This is a genomic window from Mycobacterium sp. 20KCMC460 (genome assembly GCF_022179425.1).
GTDB classification, from domain to species: domain Bacteria; phylum Actinomycetota; class Actinomycetes; order Mycobacteriales; family Mycobacteriaceae; genus Mycobacterium; species Mycobacterium kiyosense.
Map to the genome: position 1 here is coordinate 4599701 of NZ_AP025524.1, position 24312 is coordinate 4624012.

Consider the following 24312-nt stretch of genomic DNA (forward strand, 5'->3'; position numbering starts at 1 on the left):
CGTCCCCTGTCAGCTACCTGAGCCGCGGACCGTCGTGTGCGCTAAGCGATCAGCGAGGCGGGGTCGACGCCCAGTACTTCGGCGACCCGCTGGGTGCTCACCGGCCCTTCCCGCAGGATGCGCGGGGTGCTGCCGCTCAGGTCGACGATCGTCGACGCGGCCTGCTGCGCGGACGGGCCGGCGTCGAGATAGACGTCGACGCGCGGCCCGAGTTGGCGGCGCGCCTCGTCGGCGTCGACGGCGGCGGGCTGGCCCGAGACGTTGGCGCTGGACACTGCCATCGGCCCCACCTCGCGCAGCAACTCGAGGGCGACCGGGTGCAGCGGCATCCGCAGCATCACCGTGCCGTGCGCGTCGCCCAGATCCCACTGCAGCGACGGCGCCTGCACCACCACCAAGCTCAGCGCACCCGGCCAGAACGCCCGGACCAGGTCGCGGGCGCCGTCCGGCATCCCGTACACCAGCCCTTCGATGGTGTGCCAGGAACCGACCAGGACGCCTACCGGCATGTCGCGCCCGCGCCCTTTGGCCGCCAGCAGCGCGTCCACCGCGGAGCTGTCGAACGCGTCGGCGCCCACACCGTAGACGGTGTCGGTCGGCATGACGACCAGTCGTCCGGCCTTGAGCGCACCCGCCGCGGCGGCGATTCCGCGCGACCGCTGATCGGGGTCGGCGCAGTCGAAGGTGTCAGTCATCGGCACTCTTTCTGCGGGCCGTCACGAACCTCGGCCGGCCGGCGAGATCCGTTCGGGCCACGATGTCATCGAATAATCCTGTCTTGTCCAAGAATTCGACGGTAGGCCCCGATGTCGTGTCGTCGTGCTCGACGGCGAAGAATCCGCCGGGCCGCAACCAACGTCCGGCCACTTCGACGACGGCCGCGATCACCGCCATCCCGTCCGGGCCGCCGAACACCGCATGATGCGGATCATGCTGTGCCACTTCGGGTTCCAACACCGCGCCGTCGGGAACATACGGCGGATTGGAAACCAGCAGATCCACCTGACCGTCGAGTTCGGGCAGCAACCCAGGCGTACCCACGTCGGCGCGCACCAGTTCCACCGCGGTGCCCGCGGCGTTTCGTCGCGCGTAGTCCAGTGCCGCCGCGGAGTCGTCGATGCCGACGACCCGGGCCTGCGGGCGGTGCCCGGCCAGCGCCACGGCCAGTGCGCCCGATCCGGTGCATGCGTCGACGATCACCGGACGCACCGGAAGTGGTTGTGCCCTAGCCCATTCCAGCATGGCCTCGGTCTCCGGGCGCGGTATGAAGACACCCGGGCCGACCTGCAGCAGCACCGGACCGAACGCGACGGTCCCGACCAGGTGCTGCAGCGGGACCCGTCGAGCGCGGGCACAGACGGCGTCGTGGTAGCGCCCGTAGAACTCTTCGGCGGGCGCGTCGAGCAGCGCGAGGCGACCGCGGTCGACACCGGCCACATGCGCGGCGAGCAGTTCAGCGTCGTGGCGGGCGGAATCGATACCCGCTTCGGCCAGCAGCGCCGCCGCGGAGGCGATCGCCTGCCGCAGGCCGTGCGTCGCCGGACGGGTCATGTCGCCTGTTGCAGCCGGGCTTGTTTGTCGGCTTCGCTCAACGCGTCGAAGAGCGCGTCGAGGTCACCGTCGAGAACCTGGTCGAGGTTGTGCGACTTGTAACCGATGCGGTGATCGGTGATCCGGTTCTCGGGGAAGTTGTAGGTGCGGATTCGTTCGCTGCGGTCCACGGTGCGGATCTGGCTGGCCCGATCGGCCGAGGCGTCGGCCAGTGCCTGCTCTTCGGCCAGCACCTGCAGGCGCGCCGCGAGCACCTGCAGGGCGCGGGTCTTGTTCTGCAGCTGTGACCGTTCGTTCTGGCAGGTCACCACGATCCCGGTGGGCAGGTGGGTGATCCGTACCGCCGAGTCGGTGGTGTTGACTCCCTGGCCGCCTTTACCCGAAGACCGGTAGACGTCGATGCGCAGGTCGGATTCGTCGATCTGGACCTCGCCGACCTCCTCGGGCTCGGGATAGACCAGCACCCCGGCCGCCGAAGTATGTACCCGCCCTTGGGATTCCGTCACCGGGACGCGCTGCACCCGATGCACGCCACCCTCGAACTTCATCCGCGACCACACGCCGTCGGCGCTGTCGCCCTTGGAGGCGATGGCCAGGGTGGCGTCCTTGTAGCCGCCGAGATCCGATGTCGTCTCCCCCAGCACCGTCACCGTCCAGCCGTGCCGCTCGGCGTAGCGGATGTACATCCTGGCCAGGTCGGCAGCGAACAACGCCGATTCCTCGCCGCCCTCACCGGATTTCACCTCGAGCAGGATGTCGTCGGCATCGTGGGGGTCGCGCGGCGCCAGCATGTCGGTGAGCTGGGTGTCCAGTTCGGCGACCCGCGCCTCCAGCTCGGTGACCTCCTCGGCGAACGACGCGTCGTCGGCGGACAGTTCGCGGGCCGTCTCCAGGTCCTCCCGGGCGGTCACCAGCTTGCGGTGGGTGGCCACGATAGGGGCCAACCGGGCGAAGCGGCGGCCCACCTTGCGCGCCTCGTCGGGATTGCTGTGCAGGTCGGGGTCGGCCAGCTTGCGCTCCAGCTCGGCGTGCTCGGCGAGCAGGACGTCGATCGTCTGCACCGGTTGCGTCATGTCTGCACCTCCCTACCGCCTTGCCGCGAGCCCTACCCCCGAACGCGAACCGACGCCCGGCCTGCGCGTTGCTGCGCAGTTCGGGCGTCGGTGAGCCGGCTACTTGTCGGCCTCGGCCTTGTCGGCAACCTTGCGCTTGCCGTAACGCTTCTCGAACCGGGCCACCCGGCCACCGCTGTCCAGAATCTTCTGCTTACCGGTGTAGAAGGGGTGGCACTGCGAGCAGACCTCGGCCACGATGCGGCCACCCGGCTTGGTGCTGCGGGTGGTGAAGGTGTTCCCGCAACCGCAGACCACGGTGGTCTCCTCGTAGGCGGGGTGAATGTCAGTCTTCATGTTGTCCTCTTCGATGCTGAAGTCGCGGGCCGATTATGCCAGCTCAATCACTGCCATCCCAAAACGCGGGGATGGCGTCGGGCATTCCCGGGTCAGTCCCCGTCCATGTTGCCCGGTGTCGTCTTGGACACCTGGACCAGGAACTCGTAGTTGGTCTTGGTCTTGCGCAGCTGCGACATCAACAGGTCGATGGCCTGGTGGGAGTCCAGACCCGACAGCACGCGACGCAGTTTGTGCACGATGCCGAACTCGTCGGGCGACAGCAGCAACTCGTCCTTGCGGGTGCCGGACGGGTTGACGTCGACCGCCGGGAACACCCGCCGCTCGGCGATCTTGCGGTCCAGCTTGAGCTCGGCGTTACCGGTGCCCTTGAACTCCTCGAAGATGACCGTGTCACCGGTCGACCCGGTCTCGACCATCGCGGTGGCGATGATGGTCAGCGACCCGCCCTCCTCGATGTTGCGTGCCGCGCCGAGGAACCGCTTGGGCGGGTACAGCGCGGTGGAGTCGACACCACCGGACAGGATGCGGCCCGACGCCGGCGAGGCGTTGTTGTAAGCACGACCGAGTCGGGTGATGGAGTCGAGCAGCACTACGACGTCCTTGCCCTGCTCGACCAGACGCTTGGCGCGTTCGATGGCCAGTTCGGCGGCCTGGGTGTGGTCCGACGGCGGCCGGTCGAAGGTCGAGGCGATAACTTCGCCCTTGACCGAGCGCTGCATGTCGGTGACCTCTTCGGGTCGCTCGTCGACGAGCACCACCATCAGGTGACATTCGGGGTTGTTGCGGGTGATCGCGTTGGCGATGTCTTGCATGATCGTGGTCTTACCGGCCTTGGGCGGCGACACGATCAGCGCACGCTGGCCCTTACCGATCGGCATGATCAGGTCGATCACGCGGGTGGTCAGCCGGTCGGGAGTGGTCTCCAAGCGCAGCCGCTGGTTGGGGTACAGCGGGGTCAACTTGCTGAATTCGGGCCGCTTCTTGGCGTCCTCGATGGAGCCACCGTTGATGGTGTCCAGGCGCACCAGCGGGTTGAACTTCTGCCGGGGGTTCTTGTCGCCCCCTTCGCCCTCGCGGGGCACCCGCACGGCACCGGTCACGGCGTCGCCGCGGCGCAGACCGTTCTTGCGGACCATGTTCATGGAGACGTAGACGTCGTGGGGTCCGGCCAGGTAGCCGGAGGTGCGTACGAAGGCATAGTTGTCCAGGACATCGAGAATCCCGGCGACCGGCTGCACGACGTCGTCCTCGCGCAATTCGGCCTCGCCGCCACCCTCACCGGTGCGTTCGCCGCGACGCCGGCGGTCACGGAAGCGCCGGCCACGCCGGCCCTGGCGGCCGTCGCCGTCGTCGTCCTGCTGATTCGAGCCGCCGCGCTGTTGACCGCCTTGCTGGTCACCGCCCTGGTCGCCGCCCGAGTCGCCGGAGCGCTCGTTCTTAGCCTGCTTCTGGTCGCGCTGCCCGTCGCCGCTGTCGTCGCCGCCGTTCTTCTCGGCGCCGGCGGCGCCGGCATCCCGGGAGGCACCGCGACGTTCGCGACGCGGCGTGTCGTTCTTCTGCGTGTCGTTTTTCTGTTGCGTGTCGTTCTGCTGCTGCGCGTCGGCCGGGGCGCCTTCCTGAGCCGCGGCGCCTTCCTGAGCCGAGGCGTCCGCAGTGGCGTCCGATCGCTTCTGGGCGCGCGCCTCCTGCGCGGAGTCCTTCTGCGGCGGCGTGTCGGCCTTGGAGGCGTCCTGCGCCGTCTTCGCCGACGCCGACCCTCCGTTGGCCTGTCCGCGGCTTTCCTGGATCGCGGCGATCAATTCGTTTTTGCGCATGCCCGATGTCCCTTTGACACCGGCCTGGTTAGCCAGGGCACGAAGTTCGGGCAGCACCATGGTGGCCAGCGAGCCGGTATTGCTCTTGACGTCGGAGACGACGGCAGAGTCTGTCCTCACGGCGTTCGACAGCTTCTCGCTGTCGGTGCTTTCGCCAGCCGTGATGAGGTCCGTATCAGTCACGGATTTCCTTTCTTGCCCCGCTGATCACGTCAAACGGGGGATTCCTGCATCGGACGAATATTCAGGCAAAGTCCCGAGGGCGCCCAATCATCGACTCTGAAACGGTGATCGCCGGTTGGGCGACGAAACAGCGAACCTCGTCCACGAGAAGAATTTGGTTTGTCCTAGCTTCAAGCAGTATGGATGCAGATGCAGATGCTGCGGTTGCTGGACGGCTCCGAGAATAACCCGCTTCCTGGCGGGAAGCAAGAAACCCCGCCGCCACGCTGTGGATCAGCCCGCGACGGCGACTCCCGGCCTCCAGCGAACTCCGCCGCCGGCCGCCATCGGCCGGATCGCGAATCCATTCGCGGTTCCGTACTCGACCGCTTCACCTGGCAACTCCGGCTCGGTGCTCATCGCTATCAGCGAGGGTCCCGCCCCGGAAAGCGTTGCCGCAACGTTATGACGCCGCAGCAGCCGCAAATATTCCGCCGAGGCCGGCATCGCCGGCGCCCGTTGCGGCTGGTGCAAAACATCTTCGGTGGCGGCCGGCAACAGGTCGGGCCGCTGGGTGAGCGCGACGACCAATAACGCGGCGCGGCTGAGGTTGAATCGCGCGTCCTCGTGGCTGACCTGGGCGGGCAACAGAACTCGCGTCTCGGCGGTCGACGACCGCTCCTCGGGGATTGCAACGAACAAGTGGATGTCGGGGTGCAGGGCCAGGGGAACTGCACGGTAGTCGGCTTGAGTGCCGCGGTGGTCGACGTGATGTTCTGTCCACGCAACCACCGCACCGCCGAGCACCGCGGCCGCCGCGTTGTCCGGGTGGCCCTCGAACTCCGACGCCAGCTGGATCAGCTCGGCTGCACTGAATGGTTCCGAATCGGTCTGCGCGACAAGGCCGTTGACGGCGGCGAGCCCACTCACCACGGCCGCCGCCGAGGAGCCCAGGCCTCGGGAGTGCGGGATGTCGTTGCGGCAGCGCACCACCAGACCCGCAGCCTGGAAGCCCGCGGCCTGCAGACCGCGCTGGATGGCACGCACCACCAAGTGATCGGGGCCCAGCGGCACCTGGCCGGCCCCTTCGCCCTCGACCATCACCACCAGACCGGAACCCGTTGTCTCGACCACGATCTCGTCGCACAAATTCAGCGCCATGCCGAGGCTGTCGAAGCCGGGACCCAGGTTGGCGCTGGACGCCGATACCACGGCAGAGGCGATGAGCCCGGCAGGCAGCGTCTGAGTCACCGCTACTCGAGCCCGAGTTGCTCGACGACCAGAACCGGATCGACCGGCAGCGCAGCCACTTCCGGCATATCCCGCAGTGCGGTGTCGGGATCCTTCAGGCCGTTGCCGGTCACGGTGCACACCACCGTCGAGCCGCGCGGCACCCAGCCGTCCTCGACGGACTTGAGCAGACCCGCGATGCTGGCCGCCGACGCAGGTTCGACAAAGACGCCTTCAAGGCTGGCCACCAGATGATAGGCAGCCAGGATCTCCTCGTCGGTGGCCGCCAAGAACTTTCCGTTGGACTGCTGTTGGGCTTCGACGGCCGCAGTCCACGACGCGGGGGCGCCGATGCGGATCGCGGTGGCGATGGTCTCCGGGTTGGGGACGGGTTCGCCGTGCACCAACGGCGCGGCGCCGGCCGCCTGGGTGCCGAGCATCCGGGGCAGCTTGTCGATCACGCCGTCGCGGTGATATTCGGTGTAGCCCTTCCAGTACGCGGTGATGTTGCCGGCGTTGCCCACCGGCAGCGCATGGATGTCCGGTGCGGCGCCCAGCGCGTCGACGATCTCGAACGCCGCCGTCTTCTGCCCCTCGATACGCACCGGGTTGACCGAGTTGACCAGTGAGATCTTCGGGAAGTCGGCGGTCATCTTGCGGGCCAGTTCCAGGCAGTCGTCGAAGTTGCCGTCGATCTGAATGATCTTCGCGCCGTGCATGACAGCCTGCGCCAACTTGCCCATCGCTATCTTGCCCTGTGGAATCAACACCGCACAGGTGATGCCGGCGCGAGCGGCGTAAGCGGCCGCGGAAGCCGAGGTGTTGCCCGTCGATGCGCACAACACCGCCTGCTGGCCGCGGGCCAGCGCATCGGTGACGGCCATGGTCATGCCGCGGTCCTTGAAAGAACCGGTGGGGTTGAGACCCTCGACCTTCAAATGGATTGTGCAACCGGTCTTCTCGGACAGCCGGGCCGCGGAGATCAGCGGGGTTCCCCCCTCGAGCAGGGTGACCGGCGTCCAGTCGTCACCCACCGGCAACCGATCCCGGTATGCCGCGATCAACCCCGGCCAGGGTTGGTGGACCACCGTGCGGCTCATAGATCGGTTCCTTCCAGTCTCAGCACGCTCGCCACGCTCTGCACGACGTCCAGGTCGGCGAGCGCTTCGACGGTCTCCGACAGCGCGGCGTCTGTGGCGCGGTGGGTGACCACCACGATGCGGGCCCCTACCCGCTGGCCACCCTGGTCTGTCACACCCTCCTGACGGACCTCGGCGATGCTCACTTCACGTTTGGCGAATTCGGCTGCCACCGCCGACAGTACGCCGGGCTTGTCCGCGACATTCATGCTCACGTAGTAACGGGTCTCGATGAAACCCATTGGCGCGACCGGCAGTTGGGCGTACTTCGACTCGCGCGGGCCACGGCTGCCCAGCACCCGGTTGCGGGCGGCCATCACCAGGTCGCCGGTGACCGCCGAGGCGGTGGGGGCACCGCCGGCGCCCTGACCGTAGAACATCAGCCGTCCGGCCGCCTCGGCCTCTACCACCACGGCGTTGAATGCGCCGTTGACCGTGGCGAGCGGATGCGACAAGGGCACCAGTGCTGGGTACACCCGGGCCGAAACCCGTTGCTGCCCTTCGTCGGTGGTGATGCGCTCGCAGATGGACAGCAGTTTGATGGTGCAGCCCAGCGATTTCGCCGACTCGAAGTCCGCCGGGGTGATCTTGGTGATGCCTTCGCGGTACACGTCGTCGGCGGTCACCCGGGTGTGGAAAGCGATGGACGCCAGAATCGCGGCTTTGGCGGCGGCGTCATAGCCTTCCACGTCGGCGGTGGGGTCGGCCTCGGCGTAGCCCAGCGCGCTGGCATCGGCCAGCGCCTTCTCGTAGTCGGCGCCGGTGCTGCCCATCTCCGAGAGGATGTAGTTGGTGGTGCCGTTGACGATTCCGGCCACCCGTAACACCGTGTCGCCGGCCAGCGACTGGGTCAGCGGGCGGATCACCGGGATCGCGCCCGCGACCGCCGCCTCGAAGTAGAGGTCCACGGCTTCGCTTTCGGCAGCCGCCGCCAACTCCCCACTGGACGTGGACAACAACGCCTTATTGGCCGTGACGACGGACTTGCCGTGCTCAAGCGCGGCCAGGATCGCCTTGCGCGCCGGCTCGACCGGGCCCATCACCTCCACGACGATGTCGACGTCGTCGCGGGTGACGAGTTCATCGATGTCGTCGGTGAGCAACTCGATCGGCACCCCGCGGTCGGCGGCAACGCGACGCACCCCGACACCGCGCAGTTCCAGCGGTGCGCCGATGCGGCCGGCCAGATCTTCGGCACTGCGCTCGATGATGCGCACGACCTCGCTGCCCACGACACCCAACCCGAGTACCGCTACGCCCACAGCTTTTTCGTTATCGGGCACAGCTCACCTCACTTCCAAACTCAGCAGATCGTCGAACGTCTCGCGGCGCAGGATCAACCGGGACTGTCCCCCGCGCACGGCCACCACGGCGGGACGGCCAACCATGTTGTAACGGCTCGACAGTGAATAGCAGTAGGCCCCGGTGGCGGCGACCGCCACCAGGTCGCCGGGGTGGATGTCGTCGGGCACCCAGGTGTCACGGACGATGATGTCGCCGCTCTCGCAATGCTTTCCGACCAGGCGGGCCTGCGCGGCGGGGGCGTCGGACAACCGCGAGACCAGACGCACGTCGTACTGTGCGTCGTAGAGCGCGGTACGGATGTTGTCGCTGATGCCGCCGTCGACGCTGACGTAGCGGCGCACCGCGGTGGCGCTCACGTCCACATCTTTGACGGTGCCGACTTCGTAGAGCGTGACGGTGCCCGGGCCGGCGATGGCGCGGCCGGGTTCGACCACCAGCCGCGGTGCGGGCAGCCCGACCGCTGCCGATTCGGCGCTGACGATGGCGCTCAACTTGGCGGCCAGCTCGTGGATCGGCGGGGGGTCGTCCGAGGGCTGATACGAAATGCCCAGTCCGCCACCGAGATCGATGGTCGACACTTGCGCGGTCTTCTCGACGCCGAATTCGGCGACGATATCGCGCAGCAGGCCGATCACCCGGTGCGCGGCGATCTCGAAGCCCGCGACGTCGAAGATCTGCGAACCGATGTGGCTGTGCAGGCCGACCAGACGCAGGTGGTCGGTTTCGAACACGCGGCGCACCGCGGCCATTGCCGCGCCGCTGGCCACCGACAGCCCGAACTTCTGATCCTCGTGCGCGGTGGAGATGAACTCGTGGGTGTGCGCTTCGACGCCGACGGTGAGGCGCACATATACGTCCTGCACGATCCCGGCTTCGCCGGCGATGGAGTCGAGGCGCTCGATCTCGATCATCGAGTCCAGAACGATATGGCCTACACCGGATTTCACCGCAGCGGTCAGTTCGGCGACCGATTTGTTGTTGCCGTGCAGCGCAATTCGCTCCGGCGGGAAGTTCGCGTGCAGCGCGACGGCGAGTTCGCCGCCGGTGCAGACGTCCAGGGACAGACCCTCTTCGGCGATCCAGCGGGCGATCTCGCTGCACAGGAAAGCCTTGGCGGCGTAGTGCACGTTGGCTCCCCCACCGAAGGCGGTGGCCGTCTCCTGGCAGCGGGAGCGGAAGTCGTCCTCGTCGACGACGAACAACGGGGTGCCGTACTGCCGGGCCAGTTCGGTGACGGCGACTCCGGCGATGGTGGCCACCCCGCCCTCGTCACGAGTGGTGTTGCGGGGCCACACATTCGGGGCCAGACGCAGCAGTTCGTCAGCCGACTGCGGGCGCGGCGGGCTGCTGACTTGCCGGGCGTCCTCGGCGTACCGGGGGCCGGCGGGGTGCACGTTCACATTCTCTCCGGGGCGCTGACTCCGAGGATGGCCAGTCCGTTGGCGATGACCTGGCGCGCGGCCTGGCACAACGCCAGCCGGGCGGTGTTCAGATCGGTGGGCTGTTCGTCGCCCTGGGGCAGGATCCGGCACGCGTCGTAGAACCTGTGGTAGTCGCCGGCGAGGTCTTCCAGGTACCGGCAGACCCGGTGCGGTTCGCGCAGCGACGCAGCGGTTTTCAGCACCCGCGGGAACTCGCCGATGGTGCGCAGCAGAGTGCCCTCTTTGTCGTGGCTGAGCAACTCGAGGTGCCCGGTGTCGGGGATCAGGCCCAGCTCGGCGGCGTTGCGGGCCAGGGCCGACAACCGGGCGTGCGCGTATTGCACGTAGTAGACCGGGTTTTCGTTGGACGCCGAGGACCACAGCGCCAGGTCGATGTCGATCGGGGTGTCCACCGAGGAGCGAATCAGGCTGTAGCGGGCGGCGTCCACGCCGATGGCCTCGACCAGGTCGTCGAGCGTGATCACGGTGCCAGCCCGCTTGCTCATCTTGACCGGCTGGCCGTCGCGGACCAGGTTGACCATCTGCCCGATCAGCACCTCGACGGTGGCGGGGTCTTCGCCGAAGGCGGCCGCTGCGGCCTTGAGCCGGGCGATGTAGCCGTGATGGTCGGCCCCGAGCATGTAGATGCACAGGTCGAATCCGCGCTGCCGCTTGTCCAGGTAGTAGGCGAGGTCTCCGGCGATGTAAGCGGGCTTGCCGTCGCTTTTGACCACGACGCGGTCTTTATCGTCACCAAAGGCGCTGCTGCGCAACCAGGTTGCGCCGTCCTTCTCGTAGATGTTGCCGGTGTCGCGGAGTTTGGCGATCGCTTCGTCAACCCGGCCGCTGGTGTGCATGGAGTCTTCGTGGGTGTAGACGTCGAAATCGGTGCCGAATTCGTGCAGCGATTCCTTGATGTGGGCGAACATCAGGTCCACGCCGATCTCACGGAACGTCTCGTGCATCTCGGCGTCCGGCAGGCTCAGCGCGTCGGGCTCCTTCTGCAGCACCTGCGCGGCGATGTCGCTGATGTAGGTGCCCGCGTAACCGTCCTCGGGGGCCGGCTCGCCCTTGGCCGCGGCGACCAGGGAGTTGGCGAAGCGGTCGATCTGCGCGCCGTGGTCGTTGAAGTAGTACTCGCGGACCACCTCGGCGCCCTGTGTGGTGAGGAGCCGGCCCAGTGCGTCGCCGACGGCGGCCCAGCGAGTACCACCGATGTGGATGGGCCCGGTGGGGTTGGCCGAGACGAACTCCAAGTTGATCTTCTGGGCGTCGAGGTCGTTGGAGTGCCCGTATGCCGCGCCGGCGTCGATGACGCTGTTGACGACCTTGGCCTGGGCCGAAGTCTCCAGCCGCAGGTTGATGAAGCCGGGTCCGGCGGTTTCTGCCGCGGCGATGCCGTCGGCGTTGGCGAGCGCCTCGGCCAGCCATCCGGCCAGCTCACGGGGGTTTGCGCCGACCTTCTTGCCCAGCTGCAGGGCCAGGTTGGAAGCGTAATCGCCGTGCTCGGGGTTGCGTGGACGCTCGACGGTGACCGTGGACGGCAGCGCGGACACGTCGAGGCCATGCTCGGCCAGCACCGCCATGGCGGTGATTTTGAGCAGCTCAGCGAGGTCGGCGGGGGTCACGAGCGTCCATCCTATTGGCTGACCTGCCTCGGCCCCGAATCCATTACCGGTGCTCGGGCGGTCACCGGGATGCGCTACTCTGGCGGGGCTTGTTCATGCCCTATGGCGCATGCTGTTGGTGCGCCCCCGTAGCTCAGGGGATAGAGCGTCTGCCTCCGGAGCAGAAGGCCGCAGGTTCGAATCCTGCCGGGGGCACCAAGCGTTTGCGCAGCTCAGAGTCTATTTTTGAGCTGGTCGCGAGAACGCTGTGCAACATCCGGACTATTCGTCGTCGGCCGCCCCCGGTTCCCAGCTAACTGCGGTCTGAGGAGGGCAAATGGGCGGACACCTACTGCTATTCAGCCGGACGCGGACGCTCACGCCGGGCGGCCACCCGGGCGCCGGCATCACGGTCCACTCGCGCGGCGACGGGATCATCGTGCACATCACCGACCAGGAGGGGGCCTGGTACGAGGTCTTCCTCGACACGACCGCGACGACGAACCTCGTCGAGATGCTGACGGACGACCCGACCGTGTGGGGCTGGCGGCCACCGCCGAGGCCCTAGCGAGACCAGGACGCCAAACGCGCGGTCCCCCACCGGATTGCCCGCGTCGGGGGCCCTCGTCGTCTCTGGGCGGTACCTATTTCTGCTTCATCATGTGAGACTCGATGACGTCCACTAGCACTACCTCCAGCAGGAGCGGATCGATCAGCTCGAAGAGTTGCGTCGCGTCTATCGTGATGATGCGGTCGCCGTTGTCGTCGGTCAGCTCCAATCGCGCCATGTCCGAAGTCCACCACAGACGTCCGTCAGCGGTGGCGCACCTTGGCTGACCTCGACGGACGCGCCTTGCGGACCGCCTCCTCGATGCGGACGGCGGCCTGCGTCAGGTCCTCGTGCTCCCAGAAGCGCATGACGGTCCACCCCTCGGCAGCCAGCTGTTCGTCGGTCTGGCGATCGCGCTCCTGATTGCGTTGAATCTTCGCCCGCCAAAAGTCCGCGTTGGCCCGTGGCGCCGTGTAGTGAGTCGTGCAGCCATGCCAAAAGCAGCCATCGACGAACACGGCAATGCGCGCTGGCCTGAAGACGATGTCGGCGGTGCGGTTGAGAGACGGAATCGGCCGGGCCGAAACACGAAAGCGGAGCCCCAGCGCGTGGAGTGCCGACCTCAGCAGCTTCTCTGGCGTCGTGTCTCGGCTGCGATTCGCGCGCATCGTGGCGCGCGCGATGTGCGAGCTTGCCCACGACTCACTGCTGACGATCCCCGGCTGCAGACCCTTCGCCACCACCCAACCGTACGTTCACGCCGTGTCGCCGGTCGCGATCCCGGAGCCCGCTGCGAGAATCGAGGGCGTGCCGGCCCAAGACGATGCCCGCGAAAACCAGATGGTCTGGATGTTCAACCTGTCGGTGCCGCCGGACCGGGGGCGTTCCGACATTGACGCATACCTCGACCTGGAGGGGCATCCCGAGCCGATACCGTTCGAGCTGAAGTCAGCGACCAGTGACTCGGTGTCAACCGTCCGAGACTTCGGGCCGGAGCACATCGCGAAGTGGGCCCACCTGCATTGGCTGTTCGCGTTTTACGAGGCCGATGCTACAACACTGCGTCACTGCTACTACGCGTCGCCAGCGGACATGGCCGCGTGGATCGCGGACAAGCAGCAGTACGTGCGACCTGACGAGGTGCTGGCGCAACGCGTGCCCCAGCGAATCACCGACGAAGACCTCACGGAGGTAATGGGCCCGGAGGCTGACTTTTCCATATCGGACGCGAAGCGCATCATGAAGAAACAGTGGAAGGCTGCGCAGTACCGCGAGCGCGCCGACCTTCCCAACCAGCGCTACTCACGCAGCGCGATGCTGGAGGTCCTCCGTGAGCGATGTGGATACGTCATCCGCCGAGGGGCGACGCTCAACAATCCACATATCGCAGAGAGTTACCTCATTGACCAAGGGCTGCAGCCCATTACGAAGGACCACGCCGCTCGACTTCGGGAGCTCGTGCGCGAATACCTCGCGAATCGCGCGGAACAGCTAAAGGAAGGCGCCGTCCCCGCCGAGGACGTGGTCGACCCCGTGATTCTCGATCAGGCGGCCAAAGCGGCGGATACCGACGACGCAAGCGCGTAGGCCATCGGCGGCGGCACCGCATTGCCAAGTTGCCCTAGCTGCATATACGTTGCGCCGACCAGTGGCCAATCCTGCGGGAATCCCTGCAGCACAGCGACATCGGGCACAGCCAGTCTGAAATGGCCGTTCGCAGGCACGAAGGCTCTCGCCTCTTCGCGAGTACGCGCTACTCCGTTCGGCCAAATCTCGAGCTGTTCGAAGACTCGCTGTGCCGCAACACTATTGAGGATGCTGGTCGTGTGTCGCGGGCCGGTCAGTGTGCTGCGAATGGTCGGCGAGAGCGCATCAAAGCCGATATCGGAAAGCCCAAGAGCCTCGCGCGCTCCAAGGCACCGTTCCAACCCCTGGTCTTCGATCGACCACAAGCCGCCCTCATCGGTTTGCCTCGTATGGGTTGGTGCGGGCGGCACATAGCGCTGCGCGTCCTTCTTACGCGCGAATCCAACGAAGACGACGCGACGCCTAATCTGTGGCACCCCGTAGTCCTCTGCGCGAAGACACAACATCCGGACGTGATACCGACTGCCAAGCGGCTCAAGTATCTGAGTTCGTACGTAGCCCTCAAACTTCTTGGATGCGAGAGCTGGGACATTCTCGGCGACGAACGCCTGCGGCTTAGTCGTGTTGACGCAGCGGACGAACTCCGGCCACATATCGCGAACGTCGGCGGCGCCAGCTTGACGGCCAGCGATAGAGAACGGCTGACACGGAGGCCCGCCATGGACAACGGCTACTTCGCTTCGCAAAGGCGACCAATCCGCCTTGGTGACGTCACCGTCGATGCCACCGTTCACAGTCCAATCGGGACGCGCGGTCCGCAGCGTTTGCGCCGCGTGTTCAAGAATCTCGAAAGAGGCCGTGTGGTTGAACCCTGCCCGGTCGAAGCCAAGATCGAGGCCACCGCCGCCACTGAACAAGGACAGTGTCGGCAGGCCATTGGGCTCCAACTGTGGCATCAAGTCCCACGGGTCGAGCTTCGGCACGTTCACGTCGTGCAGGGGGGTAGTCACACCCCGCATTGCATCGAGCTTTGCTTGGCGCGACTTGACCGCGATATTGCGGAACTGTGCGCGTTGGCGGGCCGTAAGGTCGCGCGGCTGATGATGCGGATTCGTCGACTTGATACGTGAAGGCACGATCTCGTCGGAGTCGTCGTCTGGCAGATCCGACGTCAAATCGTTAGTCATGCGGAACCACCGACGAGAACCAAAGCGATACCTCTCCTTGAGACCGCAGTCTGTTGCCGTGATCGTAGTGTGACCCGACGACACTGCCGCGGATTCCAGAGGTTGTGTCGTCCTCGGCCCGAGCGCCCGACGGAAAAGTCCCAGACTCCGGCGACATCAGAGCCTCAATGCCATCCGTGGGTCGGTATGCCGTGCCGGGGGGGTATACCGGTGCCCCCGACCGGGGCACGGCCGGACCGGCACGGGCTGGCTGCTCAACCCGTCCGGCTCCCGGCCCGGCCGTCGCTCGGTTACGAGGTGGCGAGCCTCAGCTGCGCGATCGCCGCGGGGTGCGGGAAGCCGAAGCCCACGCGGAGCGTGCAGCGGATCGCCGTGCGGTCGCTCGTGAAGAACGCCGAGGAGTCCACCTGCACGTCGGCGTCCTGCCTCAGGACGAACAGTGAGTACTCCTTCGTGATGCCCCACATGACGGCGCTGGCGATGTCCGGGGTGTGGAGCACCGGCACGCCGCCGACGACGCGGCGGTACTGCTGGCTCGGGTCCGGCCCGAGCAGCGGCTTGTTCGATCCGGTGGCCTCCTTGATCTTGCCGAGCAGCGCGCCGTAGAACGGGTTGACCGCCCACGCGGTGAGCTTGCCGCCCGCGATCTCGACCTGGCTGGCGAGGTCGCCGAACACGTCGAGGTTCGAGCCGAAGGCGTTAGCCGTGCCGGTGAAGCCGTTGGTCACGCCGTTGCCGACCAGCGACGGGACGCCGCTCGGGCCGTTGGGCGTGGACGCGCTGAAGTACGCGGCGTCGACCTTGCGGCGCAGGCTGTTCACCAGTCGGCTGCCGACGAGCTTCGCCGCGTCCTCGGACGAGTCGGCCAGCAGCTCGTTGGAGACCACGGTCAGGCCCGCGACCTTCTTCGGCGTGATGACCAGCTCGGCCAGGTCGAGGTCGTCGGCGGTGATCTCGGTGCCCTCCGGCGTCCAAGAGGTGTCGGGGTCAGCGGCCACGATCGGCACGCGGTACTGGTTGCTGTCGGTGCGTACGACCGTCGAGACCTGTGCGGCGACGCTCTGCGCGAGCAGCGGCTTGATGACGAGTTCGCCCACCTGCTCGGGCGTGAGGATCGAGGTCGAGTTGACTGTCGTGTTAGTCACGACGGAACTCCTTCCCTGAGTAGCGAATAGGAACGACCGCGGGCGTGATCGCCTGCGGGTGAACCTGATTCGCCGCCGCGTCGGCGGACCCCTCAGGGGTGCCCCACTTTCCGCTGGGGTCAGCGGGCGGGCGGCGCGTCGGCTGCGGTCGCCCTTCCCGCCGATTCTATCGCTACCTGCGCAGGTACTTGGAGTGCTCGCGCAGCACCTCGCCGAACGTCGCGGGCTTCTCCGGCGGCACCCCGCCTGCCCTGCCCGCGGTGCGGACCGGCCTGGGCCTGCGCGGAACCCCGGCCTCGGACCGCGCGCCTTCCAGCGCAGTGGCCAGGCCTTCGGCGTCGACGGCGCCGTGCTCGTCGAGGTGGTCCTCGACCCTCACGCCCTTGGCAGTCGCGACGTCGGCGTCGAGGCCCGCGGCCCGGCACGCCTCCATGAAGGCCACCTGGCGCGACCATGACAGCTGCGAGCGCAGCTCGTCGCGCTCGGCCTCGGCGTCCTTGAGCCGCTGTCGGACACCCGGCTTTTTGGGCTGCTCGCCCTCGTCGTCGGCGTCGTGCTCGTCGTCGCCGGGCTCGGCGTCCGTGTCGGTATCCTCGACCCACTCGGCGGTGTCGTCGTCTGCGGTGCCGGCATTGTCGGCGGTGTGGTCGTCGGTGACGGTCATTGTGCTCACTCTCCCTGTGTCGCTTGATCTTTAAGCTGCGGCCAGCTCCGGTGCCGGACGCCCTCAGTGTGGAACTGGACTCGCGTCCTGAGGTCTGCGGGCAGCGCGTAACCGAGGTGCTCCAGCAGGATTCGCTCGGTCGGCGTCGCCGGTCTGCTCCACTGGCCCCAGTGGTCGCCGCGGGCTCGCGTGATGTCGCAGTCCTGCGTGCTGTCCTCAGACCGCTGTAGGTCGTCCGGCAGCCAGTCGAACGCCAGCCAGCCGCGGGGGTCAGGCTGGGGCTTCTGCGGCCCGATGTCGGTGTCGCTCATGGTGTTTCCTCCTCGGTGTGCGATTCGTCGCCCAGCTCGGCGAGCTGGCCCATGATGTGGGTCGTGATCCCGTCGAGGCGCTCGCCGACGTCCTGGTCGGCGAACGGCGCGGTCAGGAACGCGACCAGCTCGGCCGCGACCGTGACGACATCGAGCCCGTCGAGCAGCCCGTGGGTCCCGAGCCGTCGCCTGGCGAGGTCGTACAGGTGCGCCCAGGAGCTCCCCGGCTGGGCCAGCTGCAGGACCGCCATGCCGACCTCGGCCTCGGCGCGGGTGCTCGTGCCGCTCTGCAGGCCGTAGATGAGCCCGCGCCGGGCCTCGCCGAGCACGAAGTCCGCCGTCGCGGCGTCGCCGTCCCAGTCGTCGCTGCCGATACGCGCGGCCGCCATCCAGGACAAGCCGCCCGCCGCCGCCAGCAGCAGCGCCGGGTCGTGGCCCTCGGCGGCCAGCGCCGCCCCCGCGACCCGCTTCGCGCGCGGGGCGTCGCCGCAGGCGTGGCGCGCCACCGCGAGCATGTCCAGCATCGCGGCGCCCATCGCCTCCGTGGGCGGTGCCTCGGTTGTCATGGTGTCTCCCTTCTCTCTGTCCGCCGCCGGGCGACGGCGTAGCTGGCCTGGGCCCAGGCGCGGCCGATGCGCGCCACCTCGCGGCCCCTTGTGTGCCACTCGCCCTCCGCGTGGCCGCACGGCCGGGCGATCGGGCTGCCCAGGTCCGAGTGCAGGGCGAGCCGCCCGCAGGTCCAGCAGCGCATCCAGGCCGCCGCGGACCACGTCCAGCCGGACCCGTTGTGCTCGCCGATCAGCCCGGCCGCGGGGTCGTCTGTGCACAAGCGCTTGACGGCGGGCAGCGGGTTGGCGCCGACCAACAACAAGTCCCCGTCCCAGGCCCGCTCTGCGGCGTCGCGCTCGAGGCCGGGCGCGTGGGCCTCGAGGGAGGAGCCCGTGAGCCCGAGCGTGACGCGCATCAGCAGCGGGCGGCCGCCGTAGACGGTGAACCACCGCCGCCTGTGCGAGTAGGTCGTCGGCCAGTCCAGCCGCCGCGCGAACTCGCCCCACAGGGCGTCGTTGGGCCTCATGCGGTGCTCCCGGCGGTTTTCGGCCCCTGGTCGCCCAGCTCTCGCCTGGGGCGTCGTTTCGGGCGGTCCGGGCGCGGCGTCCGCTCGGGGCGGCGGTTCAGTCGGCCCGCCACGACGCCGGGCGGCCGCTGCGACCTCGGCAGCGACGCGAGCCAGTCCGAGCAGTCGCGCAGCGCCGGGCAGGTCCGGCACCCGGCCATCGCCTGGCGGACGCGCCAGGACGTCGGGTCCTCCTCGTCCCAGACATCGGCGCGGCCCTTGCAGTTCGCGCGGTCCAGCCGCGGGATCTCGCCCAGGACCGATGAGATGCTCTCGACGGGGCTCACGCGGGCCACCCGTCTGTGGTGCGGCATCCGAATCCCCGTGTACTAAGTACACGGTGGGTTTCGTGAATGCCCTGGGCGTGAATGCCAGTGATTGCCAACGTGATTGCTCTGCCAGCGGTTTTGCCGGAAACGTGAATGGCGTGAATGCCCCCGTGAATGCTTTGGGCGCGTGAATGCTCTGCCAGCGGTTTTCCAAAAAACGTGAATGGGGCGTGAATGCTCACAGCGTCACCGCCCCGCTCGCCGGGAACCAGGTGGTCGGCTGCTTTTCGCCGCCGCCGACGATACCGGCCACGCGGGCCAGAACGCCAGCGTCGGTGAGCTTGTCGAGCTTGCGCCGAGCCTTCTCCTCCTGCGCCCGCGTGGGCTTGCCCTCGACCGCGAACATGGCGATCGCGGCGTCGTGTGCGGTCATGCCGTCGGGCCCGCTGGCGGCGACGAGCGCCGCGAGGTCGGTCGCGTGGTGGACGGCGATCTGCCCGGCCTCCTGGTCGTGCAGGAGCTGGAACGGCCCGACCTCACTGGCCGGTTGGCGGATATGGCGGAACCCGACGATCGGGTCGCCGGGGGCGCCGCTGAGCATCACGATCGAGCCGGTGCCGTTGGCGATCCACGCCGAGCCGTAGACGTCGGCCGCGGTCGTCGGCGGCCCTCCGTTGGCGCCGCGCTTGGTCGTGTGGTGAAGCTCGCACAGCTCCACCCCGACGCGCAGTAGCATCTGCCGCGCTCGGTTGTACCCCGCGCCGACCTCGTCCTCGCTGAGCCCGATCGCCGCGTCCTTGACGGAGTCGACGAACAGCGTTGAGGCGTCGGCCGTCTCCGCCAGCAGGGTCAGCAGCTCGGGCCGCTTTGCCACGTCGGCGGGCGGCGGGCCCTGCCAGATCAGCAGTCGGTCGTCGAGTACCGCGCGATCGTCTTCGGTGAACTGCCGTGCCATCGCCCGCGCGATCTGCTGCGGCCGGTCCATCGCGAGGTACAGGATCTTGCCCCCGCGCGGCTTGACAGGGAGCCCGAGGAGGGTGCCGCCGCCCAGGCCGAGCTGGTTGCGGACGAGCAGGCCCGCGACGGTGGTCTTTCCCAGACCCATCGGCCCGGCGATCATCAGCGACTCCCCGGGTGCCCAGAGCACGTCGTTTCCGTCGCCCCACAGCGCGTCTGGCGTCTTCGGGACGTCGAGGATGAACGGTCCGCCGTGAGAGAACAGCGGTGCCTGCTGGTCGCCAGTGTCGGGCTCCAAACTGTCGGGCTCGAAACTGTATGCGTCGCCGTAGGTCTCGCCGCCGACGTGCGAGAGGTCGGCCGGCCCGGCCTGCTCGGCGCCGTCGAGCGCGGACGCGACGGTTGCGCCGACGCCGCGACCGGTTAGGCCCGAGCGCGCCCCAGCGTCCTCCATCGTGGCCCGCACGATCGCCAAGTCCAGGCCGGCGGCGAGCGCGACCCTCGCGGCGCGGTACGTCGCCGCGTTCAGGGTGTCGTTGCGGGCGCCCTCGGGCGTCCCGGCGACCTCAGTGGCGCAGCTGTCCAGCGTCGCCAGCGCGTAACGGCGCAGCCGGTCGGGCTCCGCGCCGGGCCTCACCACGGTGAGCGGCGGCCGCCGCTGCGGCAGCGGCGGGAACTGCTCGGGGAAGTGCCTGCGGGCCCAGGCGCGCAGGTAGTGCCCGCCGTGGTCCGGGTCATCGTCGTCGGGTTCCGTTACGCCACTGGTGATCTCGTCCTCGTCGGCGATAGACTGCTCTGCAGGCCTTCGCGGGTCGTTAAGTGGTGGGTCGCCCCCGGTCTGGTCGCCGGGGGCCTCTCCATATTCGGTGCCGCCCATGGTCTGGGCTCCTTCGCGGGGTTCCTTAGCCGGGCTCCCTTGCGGACCTACTTGCTGGTCTGGTGGATCACGCTGTACGAGTGCGTGTTTCGGCTTACGCTGCGCCGCCTACCGGGGCGGTGAGCCTCTCGATGTCGGCCACGCGGATTCGGATCAGCCTCGGGCCGACGCGCTGCGCGGGCAGGCGACCCTGCGCGATCCAGCGCCGGACGGTGATCGGGTGGACGTCGAGGTACTCGGCGGCGGTGTCGACGCCGACCATTTCCGGTGCGCGGGATTGCGATTGCTTCTTCATGAGCACGGACGCTATGCCGAGTGTCGGTCAGCCGCTCGGCCCGTTGAGCCGTTTCTGCACCACCAACAGACGTAAGCGCTGGTCGGCCCGGCGTTTCTCCCGCGTGCGGAAACGCCAGGGGCGCAACGGTTCCCGTAGACCCCCTCTACACGCTTCGCGGCGTGTTGCCCCCGTTCGCGAGCCCGGACAGCGCCTCGGCCACCTCGGCGTCGCGGCCGCTGGCGATCTGCTGGTAGATCAGCGAGGCGCGGACTGTCGAGTGGCCGAGGCGCCCCATGGTCTCGACGAGGTTGCCGACGCGGGCGGCCTGGGTGCCGCTGAAGTGGCGCAGGTCGTGGACGCGCACGCCCTCGACGTCGATCGCCTCCTGCGCGTCGACGAAGTAGTCGCGGAAGACCCGGTCGTTGAGGTGGCAGCCGCCCATCGCAGCCGGGAACAGAAGGGCGTCAGGGCCTTTCGCGACGTTCTCGTCCAGGTGCGCCCTGAGGTCGTCCCGGATGTGCGGCGGTACAACGACCTTGCGGCCCTTGCCCGACTTCGGGGTGTCCACGTGGCACTCGCCGTTGCGGTGGGTGGCGCCCCGCGCAATGGTGAGGACCGAGCAGTCTGCGCTCACGTCCTTGCGGCGCAGCTCGATCGCCTCGCCCCATCGCGGCGCGCACCAGGCCATCACCAGCACCATGGCCCGCAGCCGCTTGGGCTCGATCGCGTCGGCCAGCGCGGCGACCTGGCCGGGCTCGAGAATCGTCGCCTGCCGCTTGGTGGCGGCCGCCATCGCCTTGGTGATGTTGCACGGGTTGGCGGGCAGCAGGCCGTCGGTGACCGCGGTCGCGCACACCGCGTGGAGGATCTGGTAGGCGCGGGCGGTCGGCTTGTCCTTATCCATCGCGGCGTGCCACGCGCGGACCGCCTGGGGCGTCAGGTTGCGCAGCGGCACCGCACCGATCAGCGAGCCCTCGACGCGGCGCTCCAGGAGCGACTCGTAGCCCGCCTTGGTGCGCGGCTTGAGCGGCCGCTCCTCGACCCACGTCCTCGCGTAGTCGGCCACCGTGAGCGACCCGGCCAGCCGCTCGGCCTCGCGCCGCGCGGGCGGCGTCCACACGTTGAGCTCGACGAGGCGGCGCTCGTCGACCAGCCACCCTTCGGCGTCCATCTTCGCGGTGTAGGTGCGGGGCGCGTAGTGCCGCACGCAGTCGGGCCCGACGTAGCTGGCCTGCCACCGGGCAGACTTGTTGGGCAGCTGCCGGATCGAGCCCCAGCTCCGCCGCGCCGCATTCGCCTTCTTTCTCGCCACCTGGCTACCTCCGGGTCCGTGCGTCATCTGTGCGACCAGTGTGCTCTATTGTGCTTATAAGAGCTAACGCGATGGGTGTAGACTGGGTCTACAGTATCGGCTGGTCAGCGCGACTTTCCGCTAGTCACGGACGGTGCGGGGCAAACCGCGGGCGGCGTTTTCGAATCCTGCCGGGGGCACCCTCTAACTGCTGGTTTCACTAATGCCGGGACTACTTCTGGGCCATGGCGAGAGCGAAAGTGACGACCGACGACGAAATTGTCGAGTTCCGGTTCCAAGCACCGTCTGGTCAACAATCAAAGAGGTAGTGCTCGGCCAAACGGGTGGAGTAACCAGCAGAGGCGGGACGGATGAGATCGCGTGGAGTGAGTCACGTCGAGTTTGCAGTGCTGGACTACCAGGAGTCCGTCGAGTTCTACGACGCGATGTTCGGCTGGTTGGGGTTCAGCAGCTTCTCGACACTCGACATGGAGTATGAGTCCACCTACTACATGACGCGGTACCTAAACCCTCACAGCTACATCGGTATCCAACCCGCCGACACCGGCTCGCGGCTTGTCCATGCAGATCAATCGGTCGGGATCAATCACATCGCGTTGTGGGCGCGGAGTCGATCCGAGGTGGACCTTTTCCACCGAGAGTTCTTGGTTGGACGCGGAATTGAAGTCACCGACGATCCACGGGACTATCCCCAGTACCATCCCGGCTATTACGCCGTCTTCTTTGATGATCCGGTCAACGGCATTCATTGGGAACTGGCATGGGTGCCCAGAATCCCGAGCCCCCGCCAGGTCGCGGCCTACTACCGAGCGCTCCGTGGGTTCGCAAGACAACGCCGCGATCTGGCGAATACCGTGCCTGGCCTCGCCTGGCAGGCGAAGCGTCGCCTACCGAGACGGCGATAGGCTGGGAGATGACTGAGGTCGGCGGCGTGGTCGAGTTCGGGTTCAACGGCTGACACCGTCGGCGACACGACATGGACCCCGTCAGATTGCGGCCAGAATTTTGTCTCAGCGAACGCGTTATGCACCAATGCCTTCCGGATCGGCGTTGGTAGCCTCAGCGGGCAGTCTTCGACTCCGTCCCATGGATCGGCGCATGGCCAAGTTCGCGGCTGCGCGCTCACCCCAGGCGACCGCGGTGTTCTGCCCGGTCTGGGACAGGTAGTCACCCGCGAACTGGATGGGATCGGATTCGTCGATGCCGGCCACGAAATCGCCAATGGCGCGATAAACGCCCTGCTGAGTGTGGGGAAGGGCGATCGGCCAGCGGCGAACATAGGTGTAGTCGATCTCGCCCAGGTCGGGAAAGAGGCGACGCAGAGTTTCGACCGAACGTTCGATGATCGCGTCGTCGGTTGCGTCGAACCACGCGGCCGCGGCAGACATCTCCCACGAGATCGTGAACAACCCGTGGCCCGCCGGCGCGCGATCCGGAGCCTTTCGGTTCTCGACGATGATCATGGCGATGTTTCGGTCCTCGCTACGCGGTAGCTGCACCAGGAATGAAGGGTCCGAGGGCGCCCGGGTCGACCCGATGGCCACGTTGATGCCTCGAGTGAAGGTCAGCTTTGCAGCGAAAAGTTCCAGTCGCGCCCGATGATCGGGACAGATCCGGGCCGCCACGGGCAGGGGTGTGGCGACGACCGCGGCATCGAATTCCTCGACCCGGGGTTCACCGGAGGCGTCGCGGTAGCTGATCAGCACGCCGGCTGCGGTCTTAGCGACCTGATCGACGGGCGACGAGGTGCGTACCTCGCCAATCCTGTCGACCATGCGGTTGATGATGTCGGCTTGGCCGCCGATGGTCGTTCCGAGCGTGCCGGCGACTGCGTTGATCAGACCCGACATCAGCTCGACCCGGCTGACCTGGTCTGAGTTGGCCAGCAATAGTGCCCGGGTAACCGGCTCGGCAAAGAACTGATCCGCCTCCGCGCCGGCGACGCGCCGAACGTACGACTGAGCGGTCTCGTCGTCGAGAATGGCTGCCTTGCTGAGGTTGTCGTAGTCGAGCCGGCCGCGGGCTTTCGCTGTCACGATCTCGGCCACCAGTCGCGTCATCCGCAGTTTCGTCGGCCACGACAGGAGTTTGGTCCGCAGGCCCGAACGCACCAGATCGTCGAGCTTGAGAGAGTGTATCCGGCCATCGCGGACAACTCCGAGATACGGTGCGGTGGAAACGATTTCGCAGCCCAACTCCTCGGCGAGCGCGGTAAAGATCGGGTAGCGGGCCGCGATCGCGGTGGCGCCGGTGTCGACGATGTAGCCCTGATCCTTGATCGTCTCGACTCGTCCGCCGGCGTGGTCGGCGGCCTCGAGAACGACGACCTGCCAACCAGCCTGCTTGAGCCGAAGGGCCGCGGTGAGTCCGGCGATTCCACCGCCGACCACGGCTGCGCGCGGATGTGTGTCTGTCATGAGG

Annotated in this window: 26 protein-coding genes and 1 tRNA gene; 4 read left to right on the forward strand and 23 right to left on the reverse strand. The window is 67.7% G+C overall.

Annotated elements, in window-relative coordinates; translation table 11 throughout:
- Positions 1–41: 41 nt before the first annotated feature.
- The 10 genes from MKCMC460_RS21195 to argS all read right to left on the reverse strand — a co-directional run bounded on the left by MKCMC460_RS21195 (position 42) and on the right by argS (position 11662).
- Positions 42–695 (reverse strand): L-threonylcarbamoyladenylate synthase, encoded by a 654-nt coding sequence (locus MKCMC460_RS21195; RefSeq protein WP_236976849.1) that lies wholly within the window; start codon positions 693–695, stop codon positions 42–44.
- Positions 688–1551 (reverse strand): peptide chain release factor N(5)-glutamine methyltransferase, encoded by an 864-nt coding sequence (gene prmC, locus MKCMC460_RS21200; protein ID WP_236976850.1) that lies wholly within the window; start codon positions 1549–1551, stop codon positions 688–690. Before prmC ends, MKCMC460_RS21195 begins: the two co-directional genes overlap by 8 nt.
- Entirely contained in the window at positions 1548–2624 is a 1077-nt protein-coding gene (prfA, locus tag MKCMC460_RS21205; RefSeq protein ID WP_236976851.1) for a peptide chain release factor 1, read from the reverse strand. Before prfA ends, prmC begins: the two co-directional genes overlap by 4 nt.
- 99 nt (positions 2625–2723) lie before the next feature.
- The gene (gene rpmE, locus MKCMC460_RS21210; protein ID WP_236976852.1) at positions 2724–2960 is read right to left on the reverse strand and encodes a 50S ribosomal protein L31; all 237 of its coding nucleotides are present in this window, start codon (positions 2958–2960) and stop codon (positions 2724–2726) included.
- A gap of 92 nt (positions 2961–3052) precedes the next feature.
- Positions 3053–4960 carry a transcription termination factor Rho gene (rho, locus tag MKCMC460_RS21215; RefSeq protein ID WP_238304770.1) on the reverse strand — a complete coding sequence of 636 codons (1908 nt, stop codon included), beginning with the start codon at positions 4958–4960 and terminating at the stop codon, positions 3053–3055.
- 273 nt (positions 4961–5233) lie between these two features.
- Positions 5234–6190, reverse strand: coding sequence for a homoserine kinase (thrB, locus tag MKCMC460_RS21220; protein WP_236976854.1), 957 nt, complete (start codon positions 6188–6190; stop codon positions 5234–5236).
- Between the two features lie 2 nt (positions 6191–6192).
- Positions 6193–7269 (reverse strand): threonine synthase, encoded by a 1077-nt coding sequence (gene thrC, locus MKCMC460_RS21225; RefSeq protein WP_236976856.1) that lies wholly within the window; start codon positions 7267–7269, stop codon positions 6193–6195.
- On the reverse strand, positions 7266–8591 hold the full coding sequence (locus tag MKCMC460_RS21230) for a homoserine dehydrogenase (protein WP_236976858.1): 1326 nt from the start codon (positions 8589–8591) through the stop codon (positions 7266–7268). Before MKCMC460_RS21230 ends, thrC begins: the two co-directional genes overlap by 4 nt.
- A gap of 3 nt (positions 8592–8594) precedes the next feature.
- A complete protein-coding gene (gene lysA / locus MKCMC460_RS21235) occupies positions 8595–9929 on the reverse strand; it encodes a diaminopimelate decarboxylase (protein WP_236984300.1) in 1335 nt (444 codons plus the stop codon).
- Between the two features lie 80 nt (positions 9930–10009).
- Positions 10010–11662 carry an arginine--tRNA ligase gene (gene argS / locus MKCMC460_RS21240; protein WP_236976860.1) on the reverse strand — a complete coding sequence of 551 codons (1653 nt, stop codon included), beginning with the start codon at positions 11660–11662 and terminating at the stop codon, positions 10010–10012.
- Positions 11663–11784: 122 nt separating this feature from the next.
- Between argS and MKCMC460_RS21245 the strand changes: the two genes are divergently transcribed.
- A tRNA-Arg gene (locus MKCMC460_RS21245) sits at positions 11785–11860 on the forward strand.
- 118 nt (positions 11861–11978) lie between these two features.
- Positions 11979–12209 carry a hypothetical protein gene (locus MKCMC460_RS21250; RefSeq protein WP_236976861.1) on the forward strand — a complete coding sequence of 77 codons (231 nt, stop codon included), beginning with the start codon at positions 11979–11981 and terminating at the stop codon, positions 12207–12209.
- Between the two features lie 76 nt (positions 12210–12285).
- On the opposite strand, the gene MKCMC460_RS21255 is transcribed toward MKCMC460_RS21250, so the two are convergent.
- Together MKCMC460_RS21255 and MKCMC460_RS21260 are read right to left on the reverse strand one after the other, a co-directional pair.
- A complete protein-coding gene (locus MKCMC460_RS21255) occupies positions 12286–12429 on the reverse strand; it encodes a hypothetical protein (protein ID WP_236976863.1) in 144 nt (47 codons plus the stop codon).
- Positions 12430–12454: 25 nt separating this feature from the next.
- The gene (locus MKCMC460_RS21260) at positions 12455–12931 is read right to left on the reverse strand and encodes a very short patch repair endonuclease (protein WP_236976865.1); all 477 of its coding nucleotides are present in this window, start codon (positions 12929–12931) and stop codon (positions 12455–12457) included.
- A 22-nt stretch (positions 12932–12953) separates the two neighbouring features.
- Between MKCMC460_RS21260 and MKCMC460_RS21265 the strand changes: the two genes are divergently transcribed.
- Positions 12954–13778, forward strand: coding sequence for a hypothetical protein (locus MKCMC460_RS21265; protein ID WP_238304771.1), 825 nt, complete (start codon positions 12954–12956; stop codon positions 13776–13778).
- Here the strand turns inward: MKCMC460_RS21265 and MKCMC460_RS21270 are convergent.
- The 10 genes from MKCMC460_RS21270 to MKCMC460_RS21315 form a co-directional block, all read right to left on the reverse strand.
- Positions 13736–14965, reverse strand: a complete 1230-nt coding sequence (locus MKCMC460_RS21270; protein ID WP_236976869.1) for a DNA cytosine methyltransferase — start codon at positions 14963–14965, stop codon at positions 13736–13738. The two genes, MKCMC460_RS21265 and MKCMC460_RS21270, sit on opposite strands and share 43 nt — an antisense overlap.
- Before the next feature lie 290 nt (positions 14966–15255).
- Positions 15256–16110, reverse strand: a complete 855-nt coding sequence (locus MKCMC460_RS21275) for a phage major capsid protein (protein ID WP_255730797.1) — start codon at positions 16108–16110, stop codon at positions 15256–15258.
- Between the two features lie 172 nt (positions 16111–16282).
- Positions 16283–16774 (reverse strand): hypothetical protein, encoded by a 492-nt coding sequence (locus tag MKCMC460_RS21280; RefSeq protein WP_236976871.1) that lies wholly within the window; start codon positions 16772–16774, stop codon positions 16283–16285.
- A gap of 5 nt (positions 16775–16779) precedes the next feature.
- The gene (locus MKCMC460_RS21285) at positions 16780–17085 is read right to left on the reverse strand and encodes a hypothetical protein (protein ID WP_236976872.1); all 306 of its coding nucleotides are present in this window, start codon (positions 17083–17085) and stop codon (positions 16780–16782) included.
- Entirely contained in the window at positions 17082–17651 is a 570-nt protein-coding gene (locus MKCMC460_RS21290; RefSeq protein WP_236976873.1) for a hypothetical protein, read from the reverse strand. The genes MKCMC460_RS21285 and MKCMC460_RS21290 overlap by 4 nt, the downstream gene beginning before the upstream one ends.
- Positions 17648–18160 (reverse strand): hypothetical protein, encoded by a 513-nt coding sequence (locus MKCMC460_RS21295; protein WP_238304772.1) that lies wholly within the window; start codon positions 18158–18160, stop codon positions 17648–17650. Before MKCMC460_RS21295 ends, MKCMC460_RS21290 begins: the two co-directional genes overlap by 4 nt.
- Entirely contained in the window at positions 18157–18513 is a 357-nt protein-coding gene (locus MKCMC460_RS21300; RefSeq protein ID WP_236976875.1) for a hypothetical protein, read from the reverse strand. Before MKCMC460_RS21300 ends, MKCMC460_RS21295 begins: the two co-directional genes overlap by 4 nt.
- 193 nt (positions 18514–18706) lie before the next feature.
- The gene (locus MKCMC460_RS21305) at positions 18707–20302 is read right to left on the reverse strand and encodes an AAA family ATPase (protein WP_238304773.1); all 1596 of its coding nucleotides are present in this window, start codon (positions 20300–20302) and stop codon (positions 18707–18709) included.
- Positions 20303–20396: 94 nt separating this feature from the next.
- Complete coding sequence (locus MKCMC460_RS21310; RefSeq protein WP_236976878.1) at positions 20397–20597, reverse strand: helix-turn-helix domain-containing protein; 201 nt, start codon at positions 20595–20597, stop codon at positions 20397–20399.
- 145 nt (positions 20598–20742) lie between these two features.
- Complete coding sequence (locus MKCMC460_RS21315; protein WP_236976879.1) at positions 20743–21891, reverse strand: site-specific integrase; 1149 nt, start codon at positions 21889–21891, stop codon at positions 20743–20745.
- A gap of 350 nt (positions 21892–22241) precedes the next feature.
- Between MKCMC460_RS21315 and MKCMC460_RS21320 the strand changes: the two genes are divergently transcribed.
- A complete protein-coding gene (locus MKCMC460_RS21320) occupies positions 22242–22796 on the forward strand; it encodes a VOC family protein (protein WP_236976880.1) in 555 nt (184 codons plus the stop codon).
- Between the two features lie 117 nt (positions 22797–22913).
- On the opposite strand, the gene MKCMC460_RS21325 is transcribed toward MKCMC460_RS21320, so the two are convergent.
- Positions 22914–24308 carry an NAD(P)/FAD-dependent oxidoreductase gene (locus MKCMC460_RS21325; RefSeq protein ID WP_236976881.1) on the reverse strand — a complete coding sequence of 465 codons (1395 nt, stop codon included), beginning with the start codon at positions 24306–24308 and terminating at the stop codon, positions 22914–22916.
- Positions 24309–24312: the final 4 nt, after the last annotated feature.